This is a genomic window from Microbacterium trichothecenolyticum, from assembly GCF_041938625.1.
Taxonomy (GTDB): Bacteria; Actinomycetota; Actinomycetes; order Actinomycetales; family Microbacteriaceae; genus Microbacterium; species Microbacterium trichothecenolyticum_D.
Genome location: NZ_CP169427.1, coordinates 1,451,924 through 1,472,639, shown reverse-complemented (window position 1 = coordinate 1,472,639; position 20,716 = coordinate 1,451,924). Strand labels below are relative to the sequence as shown.

The window sequence follows — 20,716 nt, the reverse complement described above, 5'->3', positions numbered from 1 at the left end:
CGCCCCGAGCCTCGAGCAGCCCTGATTCCGCTCGTTGAGCGAGCGAAGCGAGTCGAAACGCCCGGGGTACCCTGAGAGCGATGGCCGTCCATTCGAAGCATCCGGCGTCGGCGCCGCCGGAACCGCCGGTCCGCGAGAAGACCGGCCACCTCATGCTGCGCGGCTGGTGCATCCTCGTGCTCTTCATGTCGCTGTCGGGCACCGCGTGGGTGAACGCCTTGGGCGAGCTCGCCACGACGGCCATCACCATCGCGGGTGGCGTGCTCTCGGCAGTGCTCTGGATCGTGCTCCGTCCGCCGGTGCAGTGGCGGCGACTCCCCTGGTTCGTCGTCGCCTACGTCGCGTGGGCGACGCTGTCGCTGGCGTGGTCGGCGTGGCCCGCGACGACCGCGCTCACCCTGCTGCTGCTGTGGATCACCACGCTGCAGGCGCTGTTCATCGGGAGCGTACTCACGTGGCGCGAACTCGTGCGCGCGGCCGCGTCGGCGCTCAAGTGGGTGATGGCGCTCTCGTTCCTCTTCGAGCTCTGGGTCTGGGAGTTCGTGCGCGCACCCATCCTGCCGGGCTTCGTCGTCGACAAGGCCGACGACCCCATCGAGTACTGGTCGCGCAACAACCTCTTCGAGTGGGACAAGCGCATCCAGGGGATCATGGGCAACGCCAACCTCCTGGCGCCCGTCGCCCTGCTCGCGATCATCGTTTTCGCCATCCGCCTGTTCTCCGGTGCGCCCCGTCGCACCTTCCTGTGGATCTGGATCGGGCTATCGGCGTTCCTGTTCGTGCGCGCCGGATCGGCCACGGCCTACCTCACGGCCGCCGCCGTCGCCGTCGTGCTGATCACCGTGCTGCTGATGCGGCGGGCGACGAAGCCGGGCGAGCGGACGAAGTACTACGTCGGATACGTCGTCGTGGGCCTCGGCGGGCTGCTGGCGCTGTGGCTCCTGCGCGACACGATCTTCACCGCCCTCGGCCGCAGCGGCGACCTCACCGGTCGCGAGCGCATCTGGGAGGCCGTGCTCGCCCGCGCCGCGGAGCGCCCGTGGACCGGGTGGGGCTTCGCGACCCCGTGGGTGCCGACCGACCCGGCCTTCGACGGATGGATCATCGACCACGGCCAGACCGTCATGCAGGCCCACAACATGTGGGTCGACGTCGCGATGCAGCTCGGGATCGTCGGCGTGATGCTGCTCGCGGTGCTCTACCTCGCGTTCGTCTGGCGCGCATGGTTCTTCGCGATCGACCGGCCGCGGTGGGATCTGCGCGCCGACCGCCCGTATTCGCCGCTCACGCTCCTGCCCACGCTGGTGGGCGCCATCCTGCTGGTGCAGGGGCTCGCCGAGTCGAGCCCGCTGCTGCTGTGGGGCTGGCTCTTCCTCGTCATGCTCGGCTCCAAGATCAAACAGTCGCCGCACGTCGGTGTCGGGCCGACCGAGCAGACGGTCGCCATCGAGCGCGGCGAGGCGGTCGCGCGCGACGAACCCGGTGGACGCGAGCCGGGCACGGGTGGGGCCGCACGGGATCTGCCCGCGGGACGCGGCGCGTGACCGACTCGCCGCATGCCGCAGCGCCCGGGTGGCTGGGCACACTGCTGGCCTCGGCGTCCTTCGCCCGCGCGTTCACCCTCGTCGTCTTCGCGACCGTTTTCTCGGCGTACGCGATCGAGCGGGTCGCCGGCCGCGTCACCTACGTGAGCATCGTCACCGGCCTCTGCGTCCTCGGTCTTGCGGTGATGATCTCGCGCCGCCGCGAGCTGTCGCTCCTGCGGCTCGTGCCGACGACCGTCGTGGTGTTCGTCGCGTGGGCGTTCGCGAGCATCTTCTGGTCGAGCGATGCGAGCGCGTCGTTCTGGAACTGGGTGTCGATGGCGGCGCTCGCCTTCCTCGCGGTCGTCATCGGGCACGTGCGCGACACGCTGCAGACCGTGCGCGCGCTCGGCGACGTGCTGCGTGTGCTCCTCGCCGTCTCGCTCGCGCTGGAGGTGCTCTCGGGCATCCTGCTCGACATCCCGTTCACCTTCCTCGGCATCCAGGGCAGGATCGCCGAGCTCGGTCCGGTGCAGGGCATCTTCGGCACGCGCAACCTGCTCGGCTTCGTCGCCGTGATGGCGCTCATCACCTTCCTCATCGAGTACCGCACGCAGTCGGTGCGTCCCGGCGTCTCGCTGGCTTCGGTGGTGCTGGCGGGAGGCCTCGCGGTCCTGAGCGACTCCCCCACCGTCGTCGTGCTCGCCGTGGGCGTCGGGCTCGCCGTCGGCGCCCTCGCGCTCGTGCGCCACGCGCGCCCCGAGCGCCGAGCGGGCCTGCAGCTGGCACTCGGGGCCCTCGTCGTCATCGGGGTGTTCGCGGGCTACATGGCGCGGCATCCGATCATCGCCCTGCTCGGCGCCGGCACGGACTTCTCGATGCGGGTCGAGCTGTGGAACTTCATGGTCGACATCCTCCGCCAGAAGCCCGTGCAGGGCTTCGGCTGGTTCGGCGCATGGGACCAGGGCGAGTACCCGTTCAACGCGATCAACTTCTGGCTCGACAAGGACCACGCCACCGGGCTGAACGCCTACTTCGACGTGGCACTGCAGCTCGGCTGGGTGGGGTTGGTGCTGTTCCTCGCGCTGGGGGCGCTGGCGCTGGCGCGGTCGTGGCTCGTTGCAGGCGAGCGCCGGTCGGTGGTGTATGCGTGGACGCCCCTGATGCTCGTCGCCCTGCTCGTGGACTCGATGTTCGAGAGCTTCACGCTCACGGGGTTGGGGTGGCTCATGCTCGTGCTGCTCGCCGTTCGTGCGGGCCAGTCGCGTTCGTGGCGCGAGACGCTCGACAGCGGGACGGATGCTGCGGGGCCGGGCTCTGTGAGCGGTTCGGGGTTGCCGCACGCCCAGGGAGAGCAAGGGACGGCAGGGTAGGCTTCTCTCCGGCCCGACGTCCCGGCGCCAGCCACCCTTCTCCGGAGATCATCCCCGTGACCCACGTCCTTCAGAACGTCGTCTTCCCGTTGGATCGCGATCCTGATCTGCTCCCCCTGTACGTCGACCCGGAGACCTGGTCGGTCATCGATGAGGAGCCGGTACGCGTCTCGAGCCGGGCTCAACTGGGCAACATCCTCTCGCGCACCACCGCCCGGATCGTCGCTGGTCGCCGGGTGTCGTTCGGGACCTACTTCAATGCTTTTCCGGCCTCCTACTGGCAGCACTGGACGTCGGTGCGCAATGTCACTCTCACGGTGCGCACGACCGGTCCCGCCACCGTCCTCGTGTACCGATCGAACGGGTCAGGCGTACGTCAGCGGATCGACACCCGCGAGGTCGACGGCGCATCGGAGTCGACGTTCGACCTCGTACTGGACCAGTACAGCGACGGTGGCTTCATCTGGTTCGACATCGTCGCCGACGAGAAGAACGTGATCTTCGAGGGCGCGGAGTGGACGACGGCGCAGGAGCCGATCCGCGAAGGCAAGGCATCGATCGGGATCACGACGTTCAACAAGCCCGACTACTGCATCTGGACGCTGCAGAACCTCGCGGATGCACCCGAGGTGCTCGATGTCGTGGACCGGATCTTCCTTATCGATCAGGGCGATCGTCGCGTGGACGGACAGCCCGAGTATCCGGCGGTCGCGGACCGCCTCGGGGAGACGCTGCAGGTCATCACGCAGCCGAACCTCGGCGGTTCCGGGGGCTTCGCGCGAGCGATGTCTGAGACGCTCGCTCGGCCGGAGAGCGACTTCGTCCAGCTTCTCGACGACGACGTTCGCATCGAGCCCGAGTCGATCCGTCGCTCGGTCGTGTTCGGCCGCTATGCCAGTGTTCCGACCATCGTCGGTGCGCACATGTTCGACCTTCTCGACCGGCCGAAGCTCCACGCGTGGGCCGAGGTCGTCGACGATGAGCCGTTCATGTGGCGGGCTCTCTACCAGGAGAAGCTGCCCCACGACTTCAGCGTCGCGAACCTCCGGCAGACGCCGATCCTGCACCAGCGACTGGACGCCGACTACAACGGGTGGTGGATGTGCCTCATCCCCGTGTCGATCATCCGCGAGGTCGGGCTCCCTCTCCCCGCGTTCATCAAGTGGGACGATGCGGAGTTCTGCCTTCGCGCCCGCTCTGCCGGCTATCCGACGGTGTCGATGCCCGGCGTCGCCCTGTGGCACGTGTCATGGGTCGGTAAAGACGATTCGATCGATTGGCAGGCGTACTTCCACGCGCGCAATCGCATCGTCGCGGGGCTGCTTCACTCCGAAGTCCCCAACGGCGGCACGCTCATCCGCCACAGTCGTCGCGTCGACCTGAAGCACCTCATGATGATGCAGTACTACCCGGTGGCGCTGCGCCATCAGGCCTTGCGCGATATTCTTTCGGGCCCCGAGCATATGCGGGGAAATCTGGCAACTGCCATGCCTCGGGCGCGTGCGGTTGCGAAGGAGTTCCCCGAGACCGTCGTGCATCGCGACAGCGGCGTGCCGATGAGGTCGCGACGCGGGCGCGTCGTCTTCAAGACCGCGCGGCGGCATGAATTCGACAGCCCGACTGGACTTCGGCTGCGGCTGTTCACCGCGACGACGCTCATCTCTCATTGGTTCCATAGTCCGAAGCCCGAGAACCTGCGACAGCCGGAAGTGGAGTTCGGCAAGAGCGACGCGCATTGGTGGCGACTTCCCATCTACGACAGCGCGCTCGTGAATTCCGCAGATGGATCGGGCAAGAACGTCTACTCGCGCGACCGCAAGCAATTCCGAGCGATGCTGCTCGACAGCGTACGGCTGCACCGCCGGCTACGGCGCGAGTGGCCGCGGCTCGCGGCAAGTTACCGGAATGCTGGGGAAGAACTCACCTCTGAGGCGGCCTGGCGCTCGACTTTCGAAGCGGGTGCCAAGTGACCGACGGCACCTCGGCGTTCAACCCCTCGCACGCGACGATCGCCGTCGTGACCTACAACCGCTCAGGGTTGCTCACCCGTCTGCTCACGAGCATGACCACGATGGACCCGAAGCCCGGCCACATCGTCGTGATCGACAACGCCTCGACCGACGACACCACCGACGTCGTCGAGTCCTTCCGCGAGAGCCTCGAGCCCTCCACCCTCGTCTACCACCGTATGGAGACCAACACCGGTGGCTCCGGCGGCTTCAGCGAAGGCATGAGAGTAGCCTACGAGCTCGGCTCCGAGTGGATCTGGCTCATGGACGACGACGTCGAGGTCCTCCCCGACGGGCTTGCCAAGATGGGCAAGTGGGCGCCGCGCTTCAAGAGCATCCAGGGTCGCCGCTACGATTACGACGGCAGTCCCTTCTACTGGCAGTACCGAGTTGCCGAGCCGCTCGGCATCCCGATCCCCTTCGCCCCCGCCGAGTTCGACGAGTCCGGCTTCAAGCCGATGAACTCCGGATGCTTCGAGGGCATGTTCATCCACCGCGACATCGTGCAGCAGATCGGTCTGCCCGACCCGCGCTTCTTCATCTACTGGGACGACCAGATGTACGGCTGGCTGGCGTCACGCAAGACCCAGTCGGTGATCGTCGACGAATTCGTGCTGCGCCGCACGCGCGAGATCAAGCAGTGGGACATGGGCATCCGCCACATGAACGCCTCGAGCAACGCGTACCGGTACTACATCATGCGCAACCGCGCGTACATCAAGAAGTACTACCGCTCGCTCGACGTCTACAACCCTCTGCTGTTCGGTCTGGGCACGAGTCTGACGTTCGGCAAGGAGCTCATCCGGCTGGTGTTCGTGGAGCGCACTTTCCGCGGAACGTCGAACCTGTTCCGGGGCCTGCGGGACGGGTGGAAGATCGCGAAGGATGCCTCGTGGCAGCCGATGCCGCCGCTCGAGGCTGCCAACGCACAGGCCTGACTCAGGCGCCAGCGGCCCTCAGGCGCCGGTCGGGTAGTCGGCGTTGTAACGGTCGAGAACCTCGTTGATCGGCGCATCCATCGCCAGGCGGTGCTTGTCGAGGTAGAGGCCTCGCGTGCAGAAACGGCGCAGATCCCGCTCGCTGTGGGACACGAAGAAGAGCGTGCGCCCGTCCGCGAGCAGTTCATCGATACGCGTGTAGCACTTCTCGCGGAACGCCTTGTCGCCGACCGCCAGGACCTCATCCACCAGGAGGATGGGCTCTTCGAGCTGCGACACCACCGAGAACGCCAGGCGCACCTTCATGCCGTTGCTGAGGTGCTTATAGGGGGTGTCGACGAAGTCGTGAAGCTCGGCGAAGTCGATGATGCCGTCGAAGCGGCGTGCGACCTCGGCCTTCGACATCCCGTGCAATCCCGATGTGAGGCGGACGTTCTCGCGGACCGTCAGATCACCGACGAAGCCGCCGGTGATCTCGATGAGCGGCGCGACGCCGCCGTTGACCGACACAGAGCCCTCATCCGCGAGCAGCACGCCGGCCACCAGCTTGAGCAGCGTCGACTTGCCCTGACCGTTACGACCGACGACGCCGATGGACTCGCCCGGCTTCACGTCGAAGCTGACGTCGCGCAGGGCCCAGAACTCCCCCGGCTTCGAGCGACGCGTCGAGTCCGAGAAGAGGTCTTTGATGCTGCGCCTCCCCCGCCTGTTGCGGCGGAAGCGCACGCCGAGGCCCTGCACCTCGATCGCGAGACCGGATGCCGTCATCACAGCTCCTTCAGCACGGGTCGCTCGAGCCGCCGGAAGACGAAGACTCCGAGGACGAGGAAGAGGAACGACATGACAGCCCCCATGCCGATCACCCACGGGTCCCACTCCTCTGCGAAGAAACCGACCCGGTACAGGGCGAAGATGCCGGAGAGCGGATTGAAGGCCGCAAGCGTCTCGAAAGCGCCCGGCAGGTCTTCCACGCCGTAGATCACCGGCGAGGCGTAGAACAGCGCCCGTAGGACGAGCTTGGTCGTACGCTCGAGATCCGTCCAGAGGACGCAGAGGGGCGCAACGAGCAGCCCCAGCCCGACGAGCAGAACCGCCTGCAGGACGATCGCCACCGGGATCCAGAGGAGGCCCCAGTTCAGCTGCGCCGGATGGTCGCCGAAGTACGAGAGCACAACGAACAGCGCGAGGACCGGCAGGGAGCACAGAAACTCGACGCCCTTGCTGAGGATGATCCGGTTGACCCAGATGGAACGCGGGATCGCTGTAGATCGCACGAGGCGCGCGTCCTTATTGAACGCCCGCGTGAAGTCCGAGACCGACGAGTTGAACCACACCCACGGCAACAGCGCGGTGATGAGGAACACGATGTAGGGCTCGTGCCCTACCGTGCGCTGGAACACCTGCGTGAACACGAACCAGTAGATCGCGCTCATCACGAGCGGGTCGAGGATCGACCACAGGTAGCCGAGCGCGCTCGTGGCGTAGCGGACCTTGAGATCACGCGCCGACAGCAGCCACAGCGAGTGGAGGTAGCGCCGGGGCGATCCGGGGGCGCCGACGGCGGCTGTTGTCACGGGGTCGAGTCTATGCGGGCGGGATCACGCGAGCTGGTTGTTCCACATCGACAGCGCGGACCCGATCGCCATGTGCATGTCGAGGTACTGGTAGGTCCCTAGGCGGCCGCCGAACAGCACGTCCTGCTCAGCCTTCGCGAGTTCGCGATACGCGACGAGCCCGGAGCGGTCTTCCGGAGTGTTCACCGGGTAGTACGGCTCGTCGTCCCCTGAGGCGAACCGCGAGTACTCGCGCATGATGACCGTCTTGTCTGTGGGATACCGATCCCCGCGCTCCGGGTGGAAGTGCTTGAACTCGTGGATCCGTGTGTATGGCACGCCCGCATCGGCGTAGTTCATCACAGGAGTGCCCTGGAAGTCGCCGACCTCGAGCACTTCCTCCTCGAAGTCGAGCGTGCGCCACGACAGCGCGCCCTCCGCGTAGTCGAAGTAACGGTCGACAGGTCCCGTGTAGACGATCGGCACCTGACCTACCGTGGACTTCTTGTTGAGCGGCTGGGACTCGTCGAAGAAGTCAGTGTCCAGCTTGACCTCGATGTTGTCATGATCCGCCATCCGCTCGAGCCACGCGGTGTAGCCGTCGGTGGGCAGCCCCTCCCACGTGTCGTTGAAGTAGCGGTTGTCGTAGTTGTAACGGACCGGGAGCCGGCTGATCACCTCAGCGGGCAGTTGCTTCGGGTCGGTCTGCCATTGCTTCCCGGTGTAGTCGCGGATGAACGCCTCGTAGAGCGGGCGTCCAATCAACGCGATTCCCTTTTCTTCGAGGTTCGCAGCATCCTTCGCGTCGAACTCCCCCGCCAACTCGTGCACGAGGGCTCGCGCCTCATCAGGCGAGTACGCGGCCTGGAAGAACTGGTTGATGGTGCCGAGATTGATGGGCATCGGGAACACCACGCCGTTGTGATTGGTGTACACGCGGTGCACGTAGTTCGTGAACGTCGTGAATCGGTTGACGTACTCCCACACACCCGGGTTCGAGGTGTGGAAAAGGTGGGCACCGTAACGGTGGACCTCGATGCCCGTCGTCGGTTCCTTCTCGCTGTACGCGTTGCCTCCGATGTGGTGGCGGCGGTCGATCACGGTGACGTTGCGGCCGGATGCGGCAGCCCGCTCTGCGATAGTAAGCCCGAAGAAGCCCGAACCGACAATGAGGAGATCCATGCGATGAGTGCTTTCGTGTGATCGATGCGCCGCTGACACGGGCGGTGGGGCGAATCGCCCCCGAGAGTCTACCGGCCGGACGGACAGCGGCCGGACCGCTGCCCCATCCGCACGGCGGATGCCCAGCACCCCGTCCGCTAGCATGGCTCACTGTTGTCCTTGAGGGGAGCAGATCGAGATGAGCGGGGCTTGGGGCGCCGCGGTGCCGCCGTTCCTGGTCGCCGCCGCTGCACTTGTGCTGCCCGGACTCGCGGTCATCCTGGCCGGATTCGGCGCACGCCGGATCGGACTCCTGTTCGCTGCGCCAGCGGTTTCTGCCGCCCTGCTTGCGATCTCCGCCGTAGTTGCGCCATGGATCGGACTCGACTGGTCGCTCGTCCCCGTCCTCATGCTGACAGCGATCGCCAGTGTCGCCGCCTACTTCCTGCGCAGGTGGGTGGGCCGGGAAGAGATTCCCCGGCCCGGCGTCCTCGCCATTGTCGCAGCGGCAATCGGCTTCGCGGCCGCGGCCGTCATCATGTGGGCACAACTCACCTACGTGTTCGTTGCGCCTGCGAGCATCTCGCAGACGTTCGACGCGATCATCCACCTCAATACCGTGGCGTTCGCGGTGGATACAGGGAATGCATCCGCATTCCACATCGGCGCGACGTCCGACATTCCGTTCTATCCGAACGCGTGGCACAGCGTCGCGGCGCTGACCGCCCAGGCGACAGGCGTTCCCGTCGCGGTCGCTGTAAACGCCGCGAACATCGCGATTGGGGCGATCGCCTGGCCCGCCTCGACGATCGCGCTCGCTTCCGCACTCTTCGGCGACCGTGGGGTTGCTTTCGTCGCCGCTGCAGCCCTCTCCACCGGCTTCGGCGCATTCCCGATTCTGCTGTTCTCCTTCGGCGTGCTCTATCCGAACACGATGGCGTACGCGATCCTGCCTGCTGGTCTCGCCGCGGTGTGGTGGCTGTGGCGTGCGCGTGGACTCGCCTCACGCATCCGGGCCGGGGTCCTCCTCGTCGTGGTGTGCGCCGGGATCGGACTCGGTCATCCGAATGCGTTCCTCGCTCTCTATGCGCTCGGCGCCTTCGTGCTGCTGTGGGAGGTCATCCGTGCGGGGCTCGCGCGCAACGATCGGCGCGCCTGGATCACATACGGGTCGATTGCCGGCGCGCTCCTCCTCGGTGGAGTGATCATCTGGGGGTTCTCACGCACAGCGTTCGAGATGTCCCGATGGGGGCCGTGGCAGAGCACTGCACAAGCCGTCGGCGAGGCCCTGCTCCTCGCTCCGAGGCAGTACCCCATCACGGTGATCGTCTCGATTCTCGTTTTGACCGGCCTCATCGCCGCCGTGCGCCGACCGCGCCTACTGGTATTCGCGATTCCCTTCGCGGTCGCTGCCTTCATGTTCGTGCTGGCGTCCGGGACGGGAGTAGGCAACTTCGTCCGCGAAGCGGTCACGAACCCTTGGTACAACGATCCCTATCGCCTGGCTGCGCTGCTGCCTATCGCCGGCATCCCGGTTGCAACCCTCGGTGCAATCACGATCACGGATGCCGCGGCATCCCTGATTCAGCTCCGCCGTATCCCGCACGGTGTCGCGGTGACCGCGGCTGTGGTCGCCGCACTGGCCGTCTTCACCGTCGGGGTCGGACCAAACGTCGTTCGCACCGCCGCCGATGCGCGGGGTTCATACACGTTCACCGACTCGTCGGCACTGCTCACGGCGGATGAGGCCGCACTTCTGGCGCGACTTCCCGGCGAAACGCCCTCGGACGCGCTCATCGCCGGAAACCCATGGACGGGCACCTCGCTCGCTTATGCGCTTGCGGGTAGACAAGTCGTCGAGAAGCACGTCTTCGGCATCCGGACCGAAGATGAGCTCTACCTCGACGCGAACCTCCGTGACATCGATGAGGATCCCCGCGTGTGTGAAGCGGTGCGCAGCCTGGGCGTAACTCATGCGCTTGACTTCGGTAGCCAGAACGTCTTCAACAGCCCCGCCTCGGGCCTGGACCACCTGGGACTCAATGATCTCAGCCCCTCCGATCATTTGGTCCTGGTCGACTCCGAGGGGGCAGGCGCCCGCCTCTTCAAGATCGAAGGATGCTGAACCGTTGAGCGTCGATTCGATCGCAATCGCCTACGACTGCCTGTTCCCCTACACCACGGGTGGCGGGGAACGTCAATATCGCGCCTTCGCTGACGAACTGGTTCGACGCGGACGCCGCGTCGACTACCTGACCGCCCGACAGTGGGATGACCCGCCGCCCGCTACGGGGTTCCGCGTCCTCCCGGTCGCCGGGCGACTACGGCTGTACGACGAAGCGGGTGTTCGACGTACTACTGCGGCGCTTGAGTACGCTTGGGGTCTTTTCCGCGCGTTACTCCGCAACCGGCGGCGATACGACGCCATCATCGTCAGCGGGCTACCGGTCCTCAACGTCTTCGCCGCGCGGTTCGCGCTGCTCGGGTCTCGGACGAGGATCGTCGTCGACTATCTGGAGGTCTGGCGTCGCGCCCAGTGGGTGGAGTACACCGGTCGCCTCACGGGCACCATCGCGTGGGCCCTCCAGAGACTCGCCATCGCCGTGACCCCCATCGCCACCTGTCACTCCGCTCTGAGCGCGGAGCGTCTGCAAGCAGAAGGCCTACGCAGCCGTCCGCTCGTGAGCCCGGGATTGATCGATTCGGTCGCCGACGTCGACTTCGTGCCTTCATCGGAGGTCCCGCCGAAAGTGCTCTATGCCGGCCGTCACATTCCTGACAAGCGGGTGGAAGTCCTTCCGGCCGCCGTCGCCGCCGCTCGGGAGCACATCCCCGACCTCGAGCTAGTCGTGCTCGGCAAGGGCCCGAGCACACCCGAAATCGAGTCTGCAGCGCAGGGCAGGGACTGGATCCGGATGCCCGGGTTCGTTTCCGATGAGCAGCTCGGGGCGTACATGGGTGGGGCCGCCTGCCTCGTCAATCCGTCGCGGCGAGAGGGCTATGGCCTGGTCGTGGTCGAGGCCGCAGCATCCGGAACTCCTGTGGTGCTCGTGGACGACCCGGGCAATGCGGCGACCGAACTCATCACACCGGGTGAGAACGGCTACATCGCCCATTCGACGAGCCCTGAAGACCTTTCGTCCGCCATCCTCGCTGCGATTCGGGGCGGCGACGCCCTTCGAGCGCGCGCGCGGGGCTGGTACGAGACGGCCGTGCACACCCGCACTATTGAGAAAACGGTAGGAAGGATCCTCGAGGTCCTCGACGGCGACAGGCGCCACCGCGCTGCTCGCCCCGCCGCGACCGAGAGGAACGACGCGTGAGCAACGCGGCCCAGACCAACACGATCGAACTTACGATCCTCATGCCCTGCCTGAATGAAGCCGAGACGCTCGCGACGTGCGTCGAGAAGGCTCAGGGCTTCCTCACGCGTACCGGCATCGAAGGCGAGGTCCTGGTCTCCGATAATGGCAGCACGGACGGTTCGCAGGCGATCGCGGAGCGCCTCGGCGCACGTGTCTCCCCGGCGAGCCGGCGGGGCTACGGCGCCGCGCTCCTCAACGGCATCGACACCGCGCGGGGCCGCTACATCATCATGGGGGACGCGGATGACAGTTACGACTTCACGAACCTGGATCCGTTTGTCGAGCGCCTGCGCGACGGTGCCGATCTGGTGATGGGAAACCGGTTCAAAGGTGGCATCGCGCCCGGCGCCATGCCGCCCCTGCACAAGTACCTGGGCAATCCCGTCCTATCGGGTATCGGTCAGTTGTTCTTCCGGCCGAACATCGGCGACTTCCACTGTGGCCTTCGCGGATTCAACCGGGCTCGGATCCAGGAGCTGGACCTGCAGACGACCGGGATGGAATTCGCCTCCGAGATGGTCGTGAAGGCATCGCTTGATCGTTACCGCATCGAAGAGGTCCCGACGACGCTCAAGAAGGACGGACGCTCGCGTCCACCGCATTTGCGCAGCTGGCACGACGGATGGCGACACCTGCGGTTCCTCCTCCTCTTCGCACCCCGCTGGTTGTTCGTCTACCCGGGGCTCATCGCGTTCATCCTCGGCGCGGCGGCAGTGGCTGTCCTGGCGTTCGGCGGCGGCGTTCAAGTGGCCGACGTCGGGTTCGGCGTCACAACCATGGTCTATGCGAGCGCACTGTGCGTGCTCGGTTATCAGGCGCTGCTCTTCTTCTGGCTCACGAAGCTCTACGCGACGCAGGAGGGATTCTTGCCGACGAGTCCGCGGTATCGATCAATCGTCGCGCGATGGAGCGCCGAGCGGGGCTTGCTCATCGGCCTTGCTCTTTTCCTGTTGGGCATCGTCATCGGGATCGTCCAGGTGGTGCGATGGGGCAGCCTGGATTTCGGGGAGCAGGATGCCGTCGCCGCGATACGGATCGCCGTACCGAGCGCCCTCGGCATCATCCTCGGATTCCAGACGATCATGATGAGTTTTTTCAGCGGCGTGCTGACGACCCCGCGGCGGGAAAGCAGGCCCGAGGCGATCATCGAGAGCTGACGCGTGACCGAACGCATCATGGTCGATCTTCTCGGCTTCACAGGCACCCGAGGCGGCACCGAGACCTACGCGTCAGAGATCCTGACTCGTCTGCCTGCGGCTCTTCCTGGAGTCGACTTCATCGGATTGACCGGGTCCGCGGGTGCCGCGCAAGTGGCCGGGTTCTTTCCGGGCCAGCTCCGAGTGATCCCGTGGGTCCATGACGACAAGCACTCGTGGGCCGCCGCCGAGATCGCCCGCGCGAACGCGGTTGCACGCCGTTCACATGCCGACGCCCTGTGGACACCCGCCAACTTCGGGCCGATCCGTCGGGGGCTCCCCCGCGCCGTCACGATCCATGATGTGATCTACGACGAAATCCCCGGCGGCGCCACGGACCGCGCCGTGCGTGCAGTGACGGCTTGGCTCATGCGACGCTCGGCGCGCACTGCGGATGCCGTGATCACCGTTTCGCATGCGGCAGCCGATTCCATCGCCCATCATCTCGGCATCCGCCGAGCCGGAATCCACGTCGTGCCGAACGGGAGCTCCACTCCGCCCTCCTCCCCGCCTCCTGTGGATGAACTCGACGGATTGGCCATCGATCGCGCCCGGCCGCTCCTTCTCAGCACCGGAAATCGGATGCCGCACAAGAACTTCGGCGGTCTGCTCGAGGCCCTTGCAGCGCTTCCGCCGGGATCTCGGCCGTTCGCGGTGATCACTGGTGGGCGCGATCACGACCCGCTCACCGGTGTCGTCGCCGAGCTGGGCCTGCAGCGCGACGTGCTGCTCGCGCGTTGGCTCGAAGCGCCGGTCCTGGAGGCCCTCTACGCCCGCGCCGCAGTGTATGCGTGCCCTTCAACCGCGGAGGGCTTTGGGCTGCCCGTGGTCGACGCGCTCCGCCGCGGTTGCCTGGTGGTCGCCAACGACATTCCGGTTCTCCGCGAAGTCGGAGGTGAAGCCGTGCGTTACGCCGACGCAACCGACCCCGCGGCATTCGCCGCGGCGATCGCCGGGGCGCTGGCCGACCCGGACCCCCGCACCCGCATCGCCGAGGGACGAGGCTGGGCTGAGCAGTTCAGCTGGGATTCCGCCGCCGCCGGCGTGGCAGCCGTGCTAAGGTGCCTCCTCGCAGCGCGAGGTCGCGCGTGAAGGTGCTCCTGACGCGGTTTCTCGGCTTCGGCGCGGTACCGCTGATATCGGCTGTGGTTCCTTTCCTGGTGCTTCCCGTGGCGTCGCGCGTGGACGGTCCGGAGGGGTGGGCCGCCATCGGCACCGGGCAGGCGATCGGCAGCTTCGTCGCAATGGTCGCGAGCTACGGTTGGAATGTGAACGGAGGGGCGCGTGTCAGCGAGGCGCCCTCGTCCAAGCACCGGCACGCAGTATACGCGCAAAGCCTCTGGTGTCGGCTGATCGTGTTCGTGGTCGCGGGAACCGCCGGCGCGATCCTCGCTGCTGTGCTCGTGGACGGGACCTTCGCACCAGTCGCCGCTCTCGCCGCCCTCGCGACCGGCGCGACGGGATTGACCGTCACGTGGTTCTCCGTAGGCGTCGGTTCGGCACGCCTCGCACTCTGGTACGAGGCGGTGCCGTTCGCGAGCCTGACATTGCTCAGCATCGGCATCATGCTCACGACGGGTTCGGTGATCGCGTACCCCATTGCGATGCTATGTGGGGTCTTCATCGGCCTGGTGTTGCTGAACTTCCACCTCTACCGCTCGGCGATACCCCCGTTCGTCGGCACGGACGTGCGAGCCGCATTCCGTGGGAACCTCGCGCTCGCTGTGGCGGACGGCATAGGCGGAAGCTATACGACTGCACCAGTCCCCGTCGCGCAGGGAATCCTCGGGACACAGGCCGCCGCCGAACTCACCTCGGCAGACAAGATCTACCGGATCGGATTGACCGCGGTCGTCGTACTGGGCAACAGCCTGCAGAAGTGGGTGCTCGAGGCACCGTTCTCCGAGGGCCGGATGCGCCGGCACGGGATCGCGCTCGCGCTGCACGCGCTCGTGGGCGCCGGCGGCTTCCTCGTGCTCACCTTCCTTGGTGTTCCTCTGACCGAGTTCCTGCTCGGCGCGGCCGTGACGCCACCCCCCGAGGTGTTCCCGGCGTACGGCGCGGCATACTTCCTCATCTCGCTGTCAACCCCCCTCATCAGGAACATCCTGGTGCCTGCGGGGAGGGACCGCGTCGTGCTGGGGGCCATCCTCGCGTCCGCCGCGATCGGGCTCCCGGCGATGATCGTGGGGGGCACGCAGTCCGGGATGATCGGAATCGTCCTGGGGCTTGCGCTGAGCGAGGTCGTCGTATTCGTCGTCGTCAGCTGCTTCGCCGTGGGAGTGCTGCGCAGTGAGGCGCGCAGCCTCCGCTGAGAAACTCAGCGGACTCGCCGCCGAGCGAGAGGGCGGAGCGCAGATCCGGCGAGGTACACGATGGCATTACGCAGCGGGACATTCCCCGAGATCACCGATCTGCCGAGGTGAGCGGCCACCCGGAACAACGACCGGCGTCGACCGTAGAGCGACCCGAGCTGGCGCGCGGACTGATTCGCGGGAAGTCGCTCCGCGAGCGTCTCGACCATCGTCTCCGCCCACCCGGCGCTTGCGGCGAAGGCCGCAGCGGCCAACCCACGTGGCGACGCCGACCCGTGCTCCTCGCGGACCCGGTCGCGGAGGCGATGCCAGGAAGCGAGGGGGCGGAGACGCGCGTCCGCCGTCTCGCCGAGCACGTTCCCACCGTGCTGCACGTAGTCCTGCACGAGGTCGGGAATCACAAGCGCCTCATCTGTCACGGCAGCGCACAGCGCTAGCCACTGATCGTGAACGCGCGCCGGCGAATCGCTCACGGGGAAAGGCAGCGCGAGGTCGAGGATCCCCCGCCGGAAAACCGACATCCCGCCGGTGAATTGATTGAAGACAGGCAGGTCCGCCACTGCAACGTTCCGACGCCGTGTGTTCGGACTCAGGATGGCGCCGTCCGGGTATCGCACTACCCTGGCCTGGGCGGCGACCATCGACGCTCGATCGAGATGCGGCAGCATCAGCTCGAGTTTGCGTTCGTGCCAGAAATCATCCTGATCGCTCAGGGCTACCCAGGCGGCGTGAGAGGGAACTGCACTCAGAGCTCGCTCGAAGTTGCGGTAAAACCCCAACCGATCATCCGCACCGATCACCGAGAACCGCCGATCAGCATCGGTGAGACGTGCCACGAGAGCTCGGACTTCCGCCTGTCCCCCGTCGGCGCAGATAATGACGCGGAAGTCATCGACCGACTGCGTGCGAATGGACGCTAGCTGTCGCTCGAAGAGAGCAGGATCAGGGCGATAGGCCGCCATGACGATCCAACCCGTCGTCCCGGGGTGTGCGCTATCAGTGTCGGTTGTCATCGCTATGCCATCCCGTCCGGCCGGGCCGTTCGATCCTATCGGGAGGCTGGGGGCGGGATCGCGCCGGTAGACTGGTCGGGTTGTCTACGAGGAGGAATGTGTCGAGGCCCCCGATTGACGCGCCCCGCCTGGACATCATCGTCCCCGTCTACGGAGGCTGGCAGCTCGTCGAGCAGTGTCTTCAGTCGCTCGAGGCGCAGACCGTTCCGGTACGGGTGACCGTTGTGGATGATCGCTCGCCCGATGACACCCTGCGTCGCGTGCGCGAGCGCTTCGGCGGCTTCCAGGTCATCGCGAATAAGGTCAACCGTGGGTTCGCCGCATCCTGCAATATCGGCATTCGCGCCGGCAGGGCCGAGTTCGTCTTGCTCCTGAACAGTGACGTCGTCGCTCAGGCCGATCTCGCTGCGACGATCCTCGCTGCTTTCGACGCGGACGACACAGCCCGCGCCGGTAGCGTGTCGCCGATACTCCTCGGACCAGACGGCACCGTCGACTCCTTCGGGGTCACTGCCGACGACACAGTCGCGGGATTCGTCCGGTTCCACGGCGCACAGTTGAACAGAGTCCACAATGGTCCTGCGCTGCTGGGCCCCTACGGCGCCGCCGCCGCATACCGCCGCGCCGCCCTCAATGGTGTCGGGCTCCTCGACGAGAACATCTTCATGTACGGAGAAGAGCTCGATCTGGCGCTTCGGCTGCGCGCCGCAGGCTGGGGCGCACTGGAGGTCGCCAAGGTCGTCGGCACCCACATCGGGGGTGCTTCCGCCGGCCGGGAATCGGAGCGGCAGCGTTACTTGTCGGGGTTCGGCCGTGGGTACCTGCTACGGGTCTACGGAATCCTCAGGGGGCGCCACGCGGTTCGCGCCCTCGTCACCGAGGCAGCCGTGACCGCGCTCCGACTGCTCACTCGGCGCGATGCCGCGTCGCTTCGGGGGCGGGTCGATGGATGGCGCAAGGGACGCGGTGTGCCCAGGCGCCCTGTACCCGGTCGGGGCATCGACTCATCGATCGGATTCCGTCAGTCCCTAGCCATGCGGAAGGCGGGGTACTGGAACAGGCGCTGACTCACGCGGCGAACGGTATCTGGGCCGGAGGTCATCCCCGACACTCTTCCCGACGGCTTAGGATCGGCGTCGGCGGAGGCCGCTAAGTCGACGGCGCAAGCGATCCATATCGCTGGGACGCGCGTCCAACTCCTTCGCCAACTCGTCCTTGACAATTCGGCGCACCTGGTCAGGGATGTATCTCGCCAGATAGAGGGCCAGCCCGGCCCCATTTGCGGCGGCGAAATCGCGAAGAGCCCGATCACGGATGATGGCGTCGTAGCGGCCATGCTCCTCAGCCAGCGCGAACATGCTGTTCCCAAGTTCTCCGCCTACGCCGCGCCTCTGCATCCAGAAGGCGAGCGGCTCTCCATCGAGGAATCCGACGTGGTAGCGGACGAGCGTTCGCAGTCCGAAGTCCCAATCCTCAGCGGCATGGATTTCTTCGTCGTACAGGCCGACACGGTCATGCAGCACCCGGCGGTAGAGGTAGGCAATCGGAACCCAGCGGTTGATCTCGAGCAGATCGGTGTAGGTGACCTCGTGCATCTGCGCCCAGAAGATCTCTCTCGCCGTCTCGGCGAATCCTCCATCGGAGGTCTCGTCTTCGTAGACGATGGCCGTCCGCGTGACGACGCCGATATCGGCCGGGTGGTGGTCGAGCCAAGCGACGGTCGCGGAGAGAAACTGCGGATGCCACAGGTCGTCATCGTCGTGGAGGACGATGAATTCGCTGTCTGGCAAAGCTCGAACGCCCTGATTGGCAGCTGCCGATCGGCCGAGCGGAGTCGCGTTGTGAGCGACGGTCATGCGATCGCGTACATCGTCCGGAAGGTCGGCGAGGACCGCCGCCACGTGCGAAGGATCGCCTCCATCGTTCACCACATGCGCGCGCCAATCCGCGTAATGCTGCGCGGCGATGTCGCCGAGCGCCCTGGCGAGAAACCAGGGGCGGTTCTTGGTCCGGACGACGATCCCGACGCGCCCGGTGTCCACCACGTGAGGCTCCTGTCTGCGGTCCGATCGTGCCTGACCCTATCACCCGGCGCGTTCGCACCCATGATCGATAAGATCGGAGCTGTGGTCAACCGTGTCCGAGCGCTTTGGCGGGGTGCGCGAAGGCTTCCGGTGGTTGGCCCTATCCTCGCCGCTGGGGACCGGGTGTGGTGGGCGCGGGTCATCCGAAGGGCCGGCATCGTAGACCTCGGCCTGGTCGCCGCGCAGGGGCGCCCACTGTCAGCTCGCCGCGCCGTGCGGCGGTACGTCCGCGGCGGCTTCAGAAGCGGCTTCTCGCTGAACCCGCTCATCATGGAGCGCCTGGTCGCATCGCAACTGTCGGATGTAGGGCGGGTGCCGGCGCTGTACGCCTACCTGGTCAACGATCCGCGTCGCATCGAGGCGAATGTGAGTTGGGATTCGCGGCGACCCGGACATGACCTGCTGGAGGATCCGGCCGGCCCGCTCGGCGCCACCTGGCGTTCAGCGATGTCGGACGGCTCGATCTCGCTGGGCACGACGACCGTCGCTTGGTCCAAGGTTGAGGGGGCCACGCGCCTGGCCGCTGCCCAGGCGACGGGGCGTACCACGATCCCACCGCTCCAGCCTGTCGGGGGCGAAACCGTGCTGGTGTGCCGGATCGACGAACTCGAAGACGCCTCGACCCCACTCCGTCTGGTCGCCCGCTTCGGGTCGCAGGGCGTTCCGATCGTCATCTCGCTGGCGGGTTCAAATGCCGACCAATGGGTGAGCGCGTCGCTGCTCACCCTATGGCTCCCGAACGTCCAGATCACGCGGGACGACGGCGATCCGGTGACGGCGGTGCGGGCCATCGCGCCCGATGCGGTCCTGCTCGTCAGAGGACCCTCCGCCGACGTCTCCATGGATACCCTCCGGATCCTCGGAGAGACCGCGCGGCGCACCGGACGGGTCGCCGCTCCCGTCTGGCTCGACCTCTCCGACGGCACGATCGTGTCGGCCGGGGTGGGCAGTCGCCACGGCCGGCCGTTCGACGTCCTCGCCGGGCATCCGGCTGAAGATGCGAAACCACTCGACTCCGAACTCGAGGTGCCGCGAGCGCGCGGCACGACTCTCGCACTGCCGCCGGCGGCGCGCAGCGGCGCGCTGGTGCTCACCGCGTCCCTCGTCCGCGCGCCGCGGGGCGTGGCTGCGTCGTCGGACACCGTCCAATCGCCCGACACCGATCTAGACGGCATCATCGCGCGCGCAGGTTTCCGCACGGACTCCTGGAAGTCGGGGAGCCCGGTGCTGCGCCGCCTCACCGCGACAGCCACACTCGACGACGGGCGAGTCGTCCCGCGGCTCAGGTGGGCCGTGAAGATCGCAGCGCCGCCCGGTCCACGAGGCGAGTGGTGGGGCGATACCCACTACGCCCGAGGCATCGCCGACGCCCTCCGCAGACTGGGCCAGGAGGTCGTCATCGACGCCTACGCGGCTCGCGAGAGGCCGAGCTCGTACCTCGACGACGTTGTGCTGGCCCTTCGCGGCCCCGAACCGCTCTCTCCCCAGCGCGGGGCGCGATCGCTGCTGTGGATCATCAGTCACCCTGACGAGATTCAGGAGCAGGACGTCGTCGGATTCGACGCCGTGTTCGCGGCGTCGGAGCCATGGGCCGCCGAGGCTTCAGCGCGTATGGACCTCAAGATCTCACCGCTGCTGCAGTGCACGGACATCCGCCGGTTTCACCCTCGGGGTCTCGCCCGCTCATCGGATCTGGTCTTCGTCGGCACGGCACGAGGAATCCCGCGGCCGTCCATCATCGAACCGCTGAGGGCAGGCATTCCCATCTCCGTGTTCGGTCCGGACTGGAGCGGGTGGATTCCCGGGGCAGCCATCAAAGGCTCCGGCGTAGCCAACGCGGACCTTCCGGCCGTGTACGAGTCGGCGGGCGCCATCCTGAACGACCACTGGCCGGCGATGCAGAGCGCCGGCTTCGTCTCGAATCGCCTGTTCGACGTCGTCGCTGCGGGCGGGCGGGCGGTGAGCGATCATGTCGTCGGCATCCCCGAGCTCTTCGGCGGGGCGGTTCGCACGTATGCGGACATCCCCGAACTGCTCGAACTGCTGTCGGGTGATCTCGATCAGATCTTCCCCGCCCAGGAAGAGGTCGCCGCAATCTCGCAGAGGGTCCGCGCGTTGCATTCGTTCGATGCCCGGGCGAGGACCCTGCTCCACACCGCGCTGAGCCTCTGAGCAGCTCCGTCCGT

Annotated in this window: 16 protein-coding genes; 11 read left to right on the top strand and 5 right to left on the bottom strand. The window is 66.7% G+C overall.

All coding sequences use genetic code 11. From position 1 onward, the window contains the following. Positions 1 to 80: 80 nt before the first annotated feature. The 4 genes from ACEYYH_RS06600 to ACEYYH_RS06585 are packed head-to-tail and all read left to right on the top strand — an operon-like array spanning position 81 to position 5,843. Complete coding sequence (locus tag ACEYYH_RS06600; RefSeq protein ID WP_374977451.1) at positions 81 to 1,544, top strand: O-antigen ligase family protein; 1,464 nt, start codon at positions 81 to 83, stop codon at positions 1,542 to 1,544. After that, positions 1,541 to 2,896 (top strand): O-antigen ligase family protein, encoded by a 1,356-nt coding sequence (locus tag ACEYYH_RS06595; RefSeq protein WP_374977450.1) that lies wholly within the window; start codon positions 1,541 to 1,543, stop codon positions 2,894 to 2,896. The genes ACEYYH_RS06600 and ACEYYH_RS06595 overlap by 4 nt, the downstream gene beginning before the upstream one ends. A 56-nt stretch (positions 2,897 to 2,952) precedes the next feature. Further along, positions 2,953 to 4,866 carry a glycosyltransferase gene (locus ACEYYH_RS06590; protein ID WP_374977449.1) on the top strand — a complete coding sequence of 638 codons (1,914 nt, stop codon included), beginning with the start codon at positions 2,953 to 2,955 and terminating at the stop codon, positions 4,864 to 4,866. Further along, entirely contained in the window at positions 4,863 to 5,843 is a 981-nt protein-coding gene (locus ACEYYH_RS06585; protein WP_374977448.1) for a glycosyltransferase family 2 protein, read from the top strand. Before ACEYYH_RS06590 ends, ACEYYH_RS06585 begins: the two co-directional genes overlap by 4 nt. A gap of 18 nt (positions 5,844 to 5,861) precedes the next feature. Here the strand turns inward: ACEYYH_RS06585 and ACEYYH_RS06580 are convergent, their stop codons facing one another. Genes ACEYYH_RS06580 through glf form a run of 3 tightly spaced genes read right to left on the bottom strand, consistent with a single transcriptional unit; the run spans position 5,862 to position 8,578 of the window. Further along, positions 5,862 to 6,611, bottom strand: coding sequence for an ABC transporter ATP-binding protein (locus tag ACEYYH_RS06580; protein ID WP_374977447.1), 750 nt, complete (start codon positions 6,609 to 6,611; stop codon positions 5,862 to 5,864). Next, a complete protein-coding gene (locus ACEYYH_RS06575; protein WP_374977446.1) occupies positions 6,611 to 7,417 on the bottom strand; it encodes an ABC transporter permease in 807 nt (268 codons plus the stop codon). The genes ACEYYH_RS06580 and ACEYYH_RS06575 overlap by 1 nt, the downstream gene beginning before the upstream one ends. Positions 7,418 to 7,441: 24 nt before the next feature. Continuing rightward, positions 7,442 to 8,578 (bottom strand): UDP-galactopyranose mutase, encoded by a 1,137-nt coding sequence (glf, locus tag ACEYYH_RS06570; RefSeq protein WP_374977445.1) that lies wholly within the window; start codon positions 8,576 to 8,578, stop codon positions 7,442 to 7,444. Between the two features lie 178 nt (positions 8,579 to 8,756). Here glf and ACEYYH_RS06565 point away from each other — a divergent pair, with 178 nt between their 5' ends. The 5 genes from ACEYYH_RS06565 to ACEYYH_RS06545 are packed head-to-tail and all read left to right on the top strand — an operon-like array spanning position 8,757 to position 15,433. Next, entirely contained in the window at positions 8,757 to 10,682 is a 1,926-nt protein-coding gene (locus ACEYYH_RS06565) for a DUF6541 family protein (protein WP_374977444.1), read from the top strand. A 4-nt stretch (positions 10,683 to 10,686) separates the two neighbouring features. Beyond that, positions 10,687 to 11,880, top strand: coding sequence for a glycosyltransferase family 4 protein (locus ACEYYH_RS06560; RefSeq protein ID WP_374977443.1), 1,194 nt, complete (start codon positions 10,687 to 10,689; stop codon positions 11,878 to 11,880). Further along, a complete protein-coding gene (locus tag ACEYYH_RS06555) occupies positions 11,877 to 13,079 on the top strand; it encodes a glycosyltransferase family 2 protein (protein ID WP_374977442.1) in 1,203 nt (400 codons plus the stop codon). Before ACEYYH_RS06560 ends, ACEYYH_RS06555 begins: the two co-directional genes overlap by 4 nt. Positions 13,080 to 13,082: 3 nt before the next feature. Further along, complete coding sequence (locus ACEYYH_RS06550) at positions 13,083 to 14,210, top strand: glycosyltransferase family 4 protein (protein WP_374977441.1); 1,128 nt, start codon at positions 13,083 to 13,085, stop codon at positions 14,208 to 14,210. Further along, positions 14,180 to 15,433, top strand: a complete 1,254-nt coding sequence (locus tag ACEYYH_RS06545; protein ID WP_374977440.1) for a lipopolysaccharide biosynthesis protein — start codon at positions 14,180 to 14,182, stop codon at positions 15,431 to 15,433. Before ACEYYH_RS06550 ends, ACEYYH_RS06545 begins: the two co-directional genes overlap by 31 nt. A gap of 5 nt (positions 15,434 to 15,438) precedes the next feature. On the opposite strand, the gene ACEYYH_RS06540 is transcribed toward ACEYYH_RS06545, so the two are convergent. Beyond that, a complete protein-coding gene (locus ACEYYH_RS06540; protein ID WP_374977439.1) occupies positions 15,439 to 16,395 on the bottom strand; it encodes a glycosyltransferase in 957 nt (318 codons plus the stop codon). 149 nt (positions 16,396 to 16,544) lie between these two features. Between ACEYYH_RS06540 and ACEYYH_RS06535 the strand changes: the two genes are divergently transcribed. Next, complete coding sequence (locus ACEYYH_RS06535; protein ID WP_374977438.1) at positions 16,545 to 17,513, top strand: glycosyltransferase family 2 protein; 969 nt, start codon at positions 16,545 to 16,547, stop codon at positions 17,511 to 17,513. 57 nt (positions 17,514 to 17,570) lie between these two features. Here the strand turns inward: ACEYYH_RS06535 and ACEYYH_RS06530 are convergent, their stop codons facing one another. Continuing rightward, the gene (locus ACEYYH_RS06530; protein ID WP_374978172.1) at positions 17,571 to 18,488 is read right to left on the bottom strand and encodes a glycosyltransferase family 2 protein; all 918 of its coding nucleotides are present in this window, start codon (positions 18,486 to 18,488) and stop codon (positions 17,571 to 17,573) included. Here ACEYYH_RS06530 and ACEYYH_RS06525 point away from each other — a divergent pair. Next, on the top strand, positions 18,378 to 20,702 hold the full coding sequence (locus ACEYYH_RS06525; RefSeq protein ID WP_374977437.1) for a glycosyltransferase: 2,325 nt from the start codon (positions 18,378 to 18,380) through the stop codon (positions 20,700 to 20,702). The two genes, ACEYYH_RS06530 and ACEYYH_RS06525, sit on opposite strands and share 111 nt — an antisense overlap. The last annotated feature ends 14 nt before the right edge of the window (positions 20,703 to 20,716 follow it).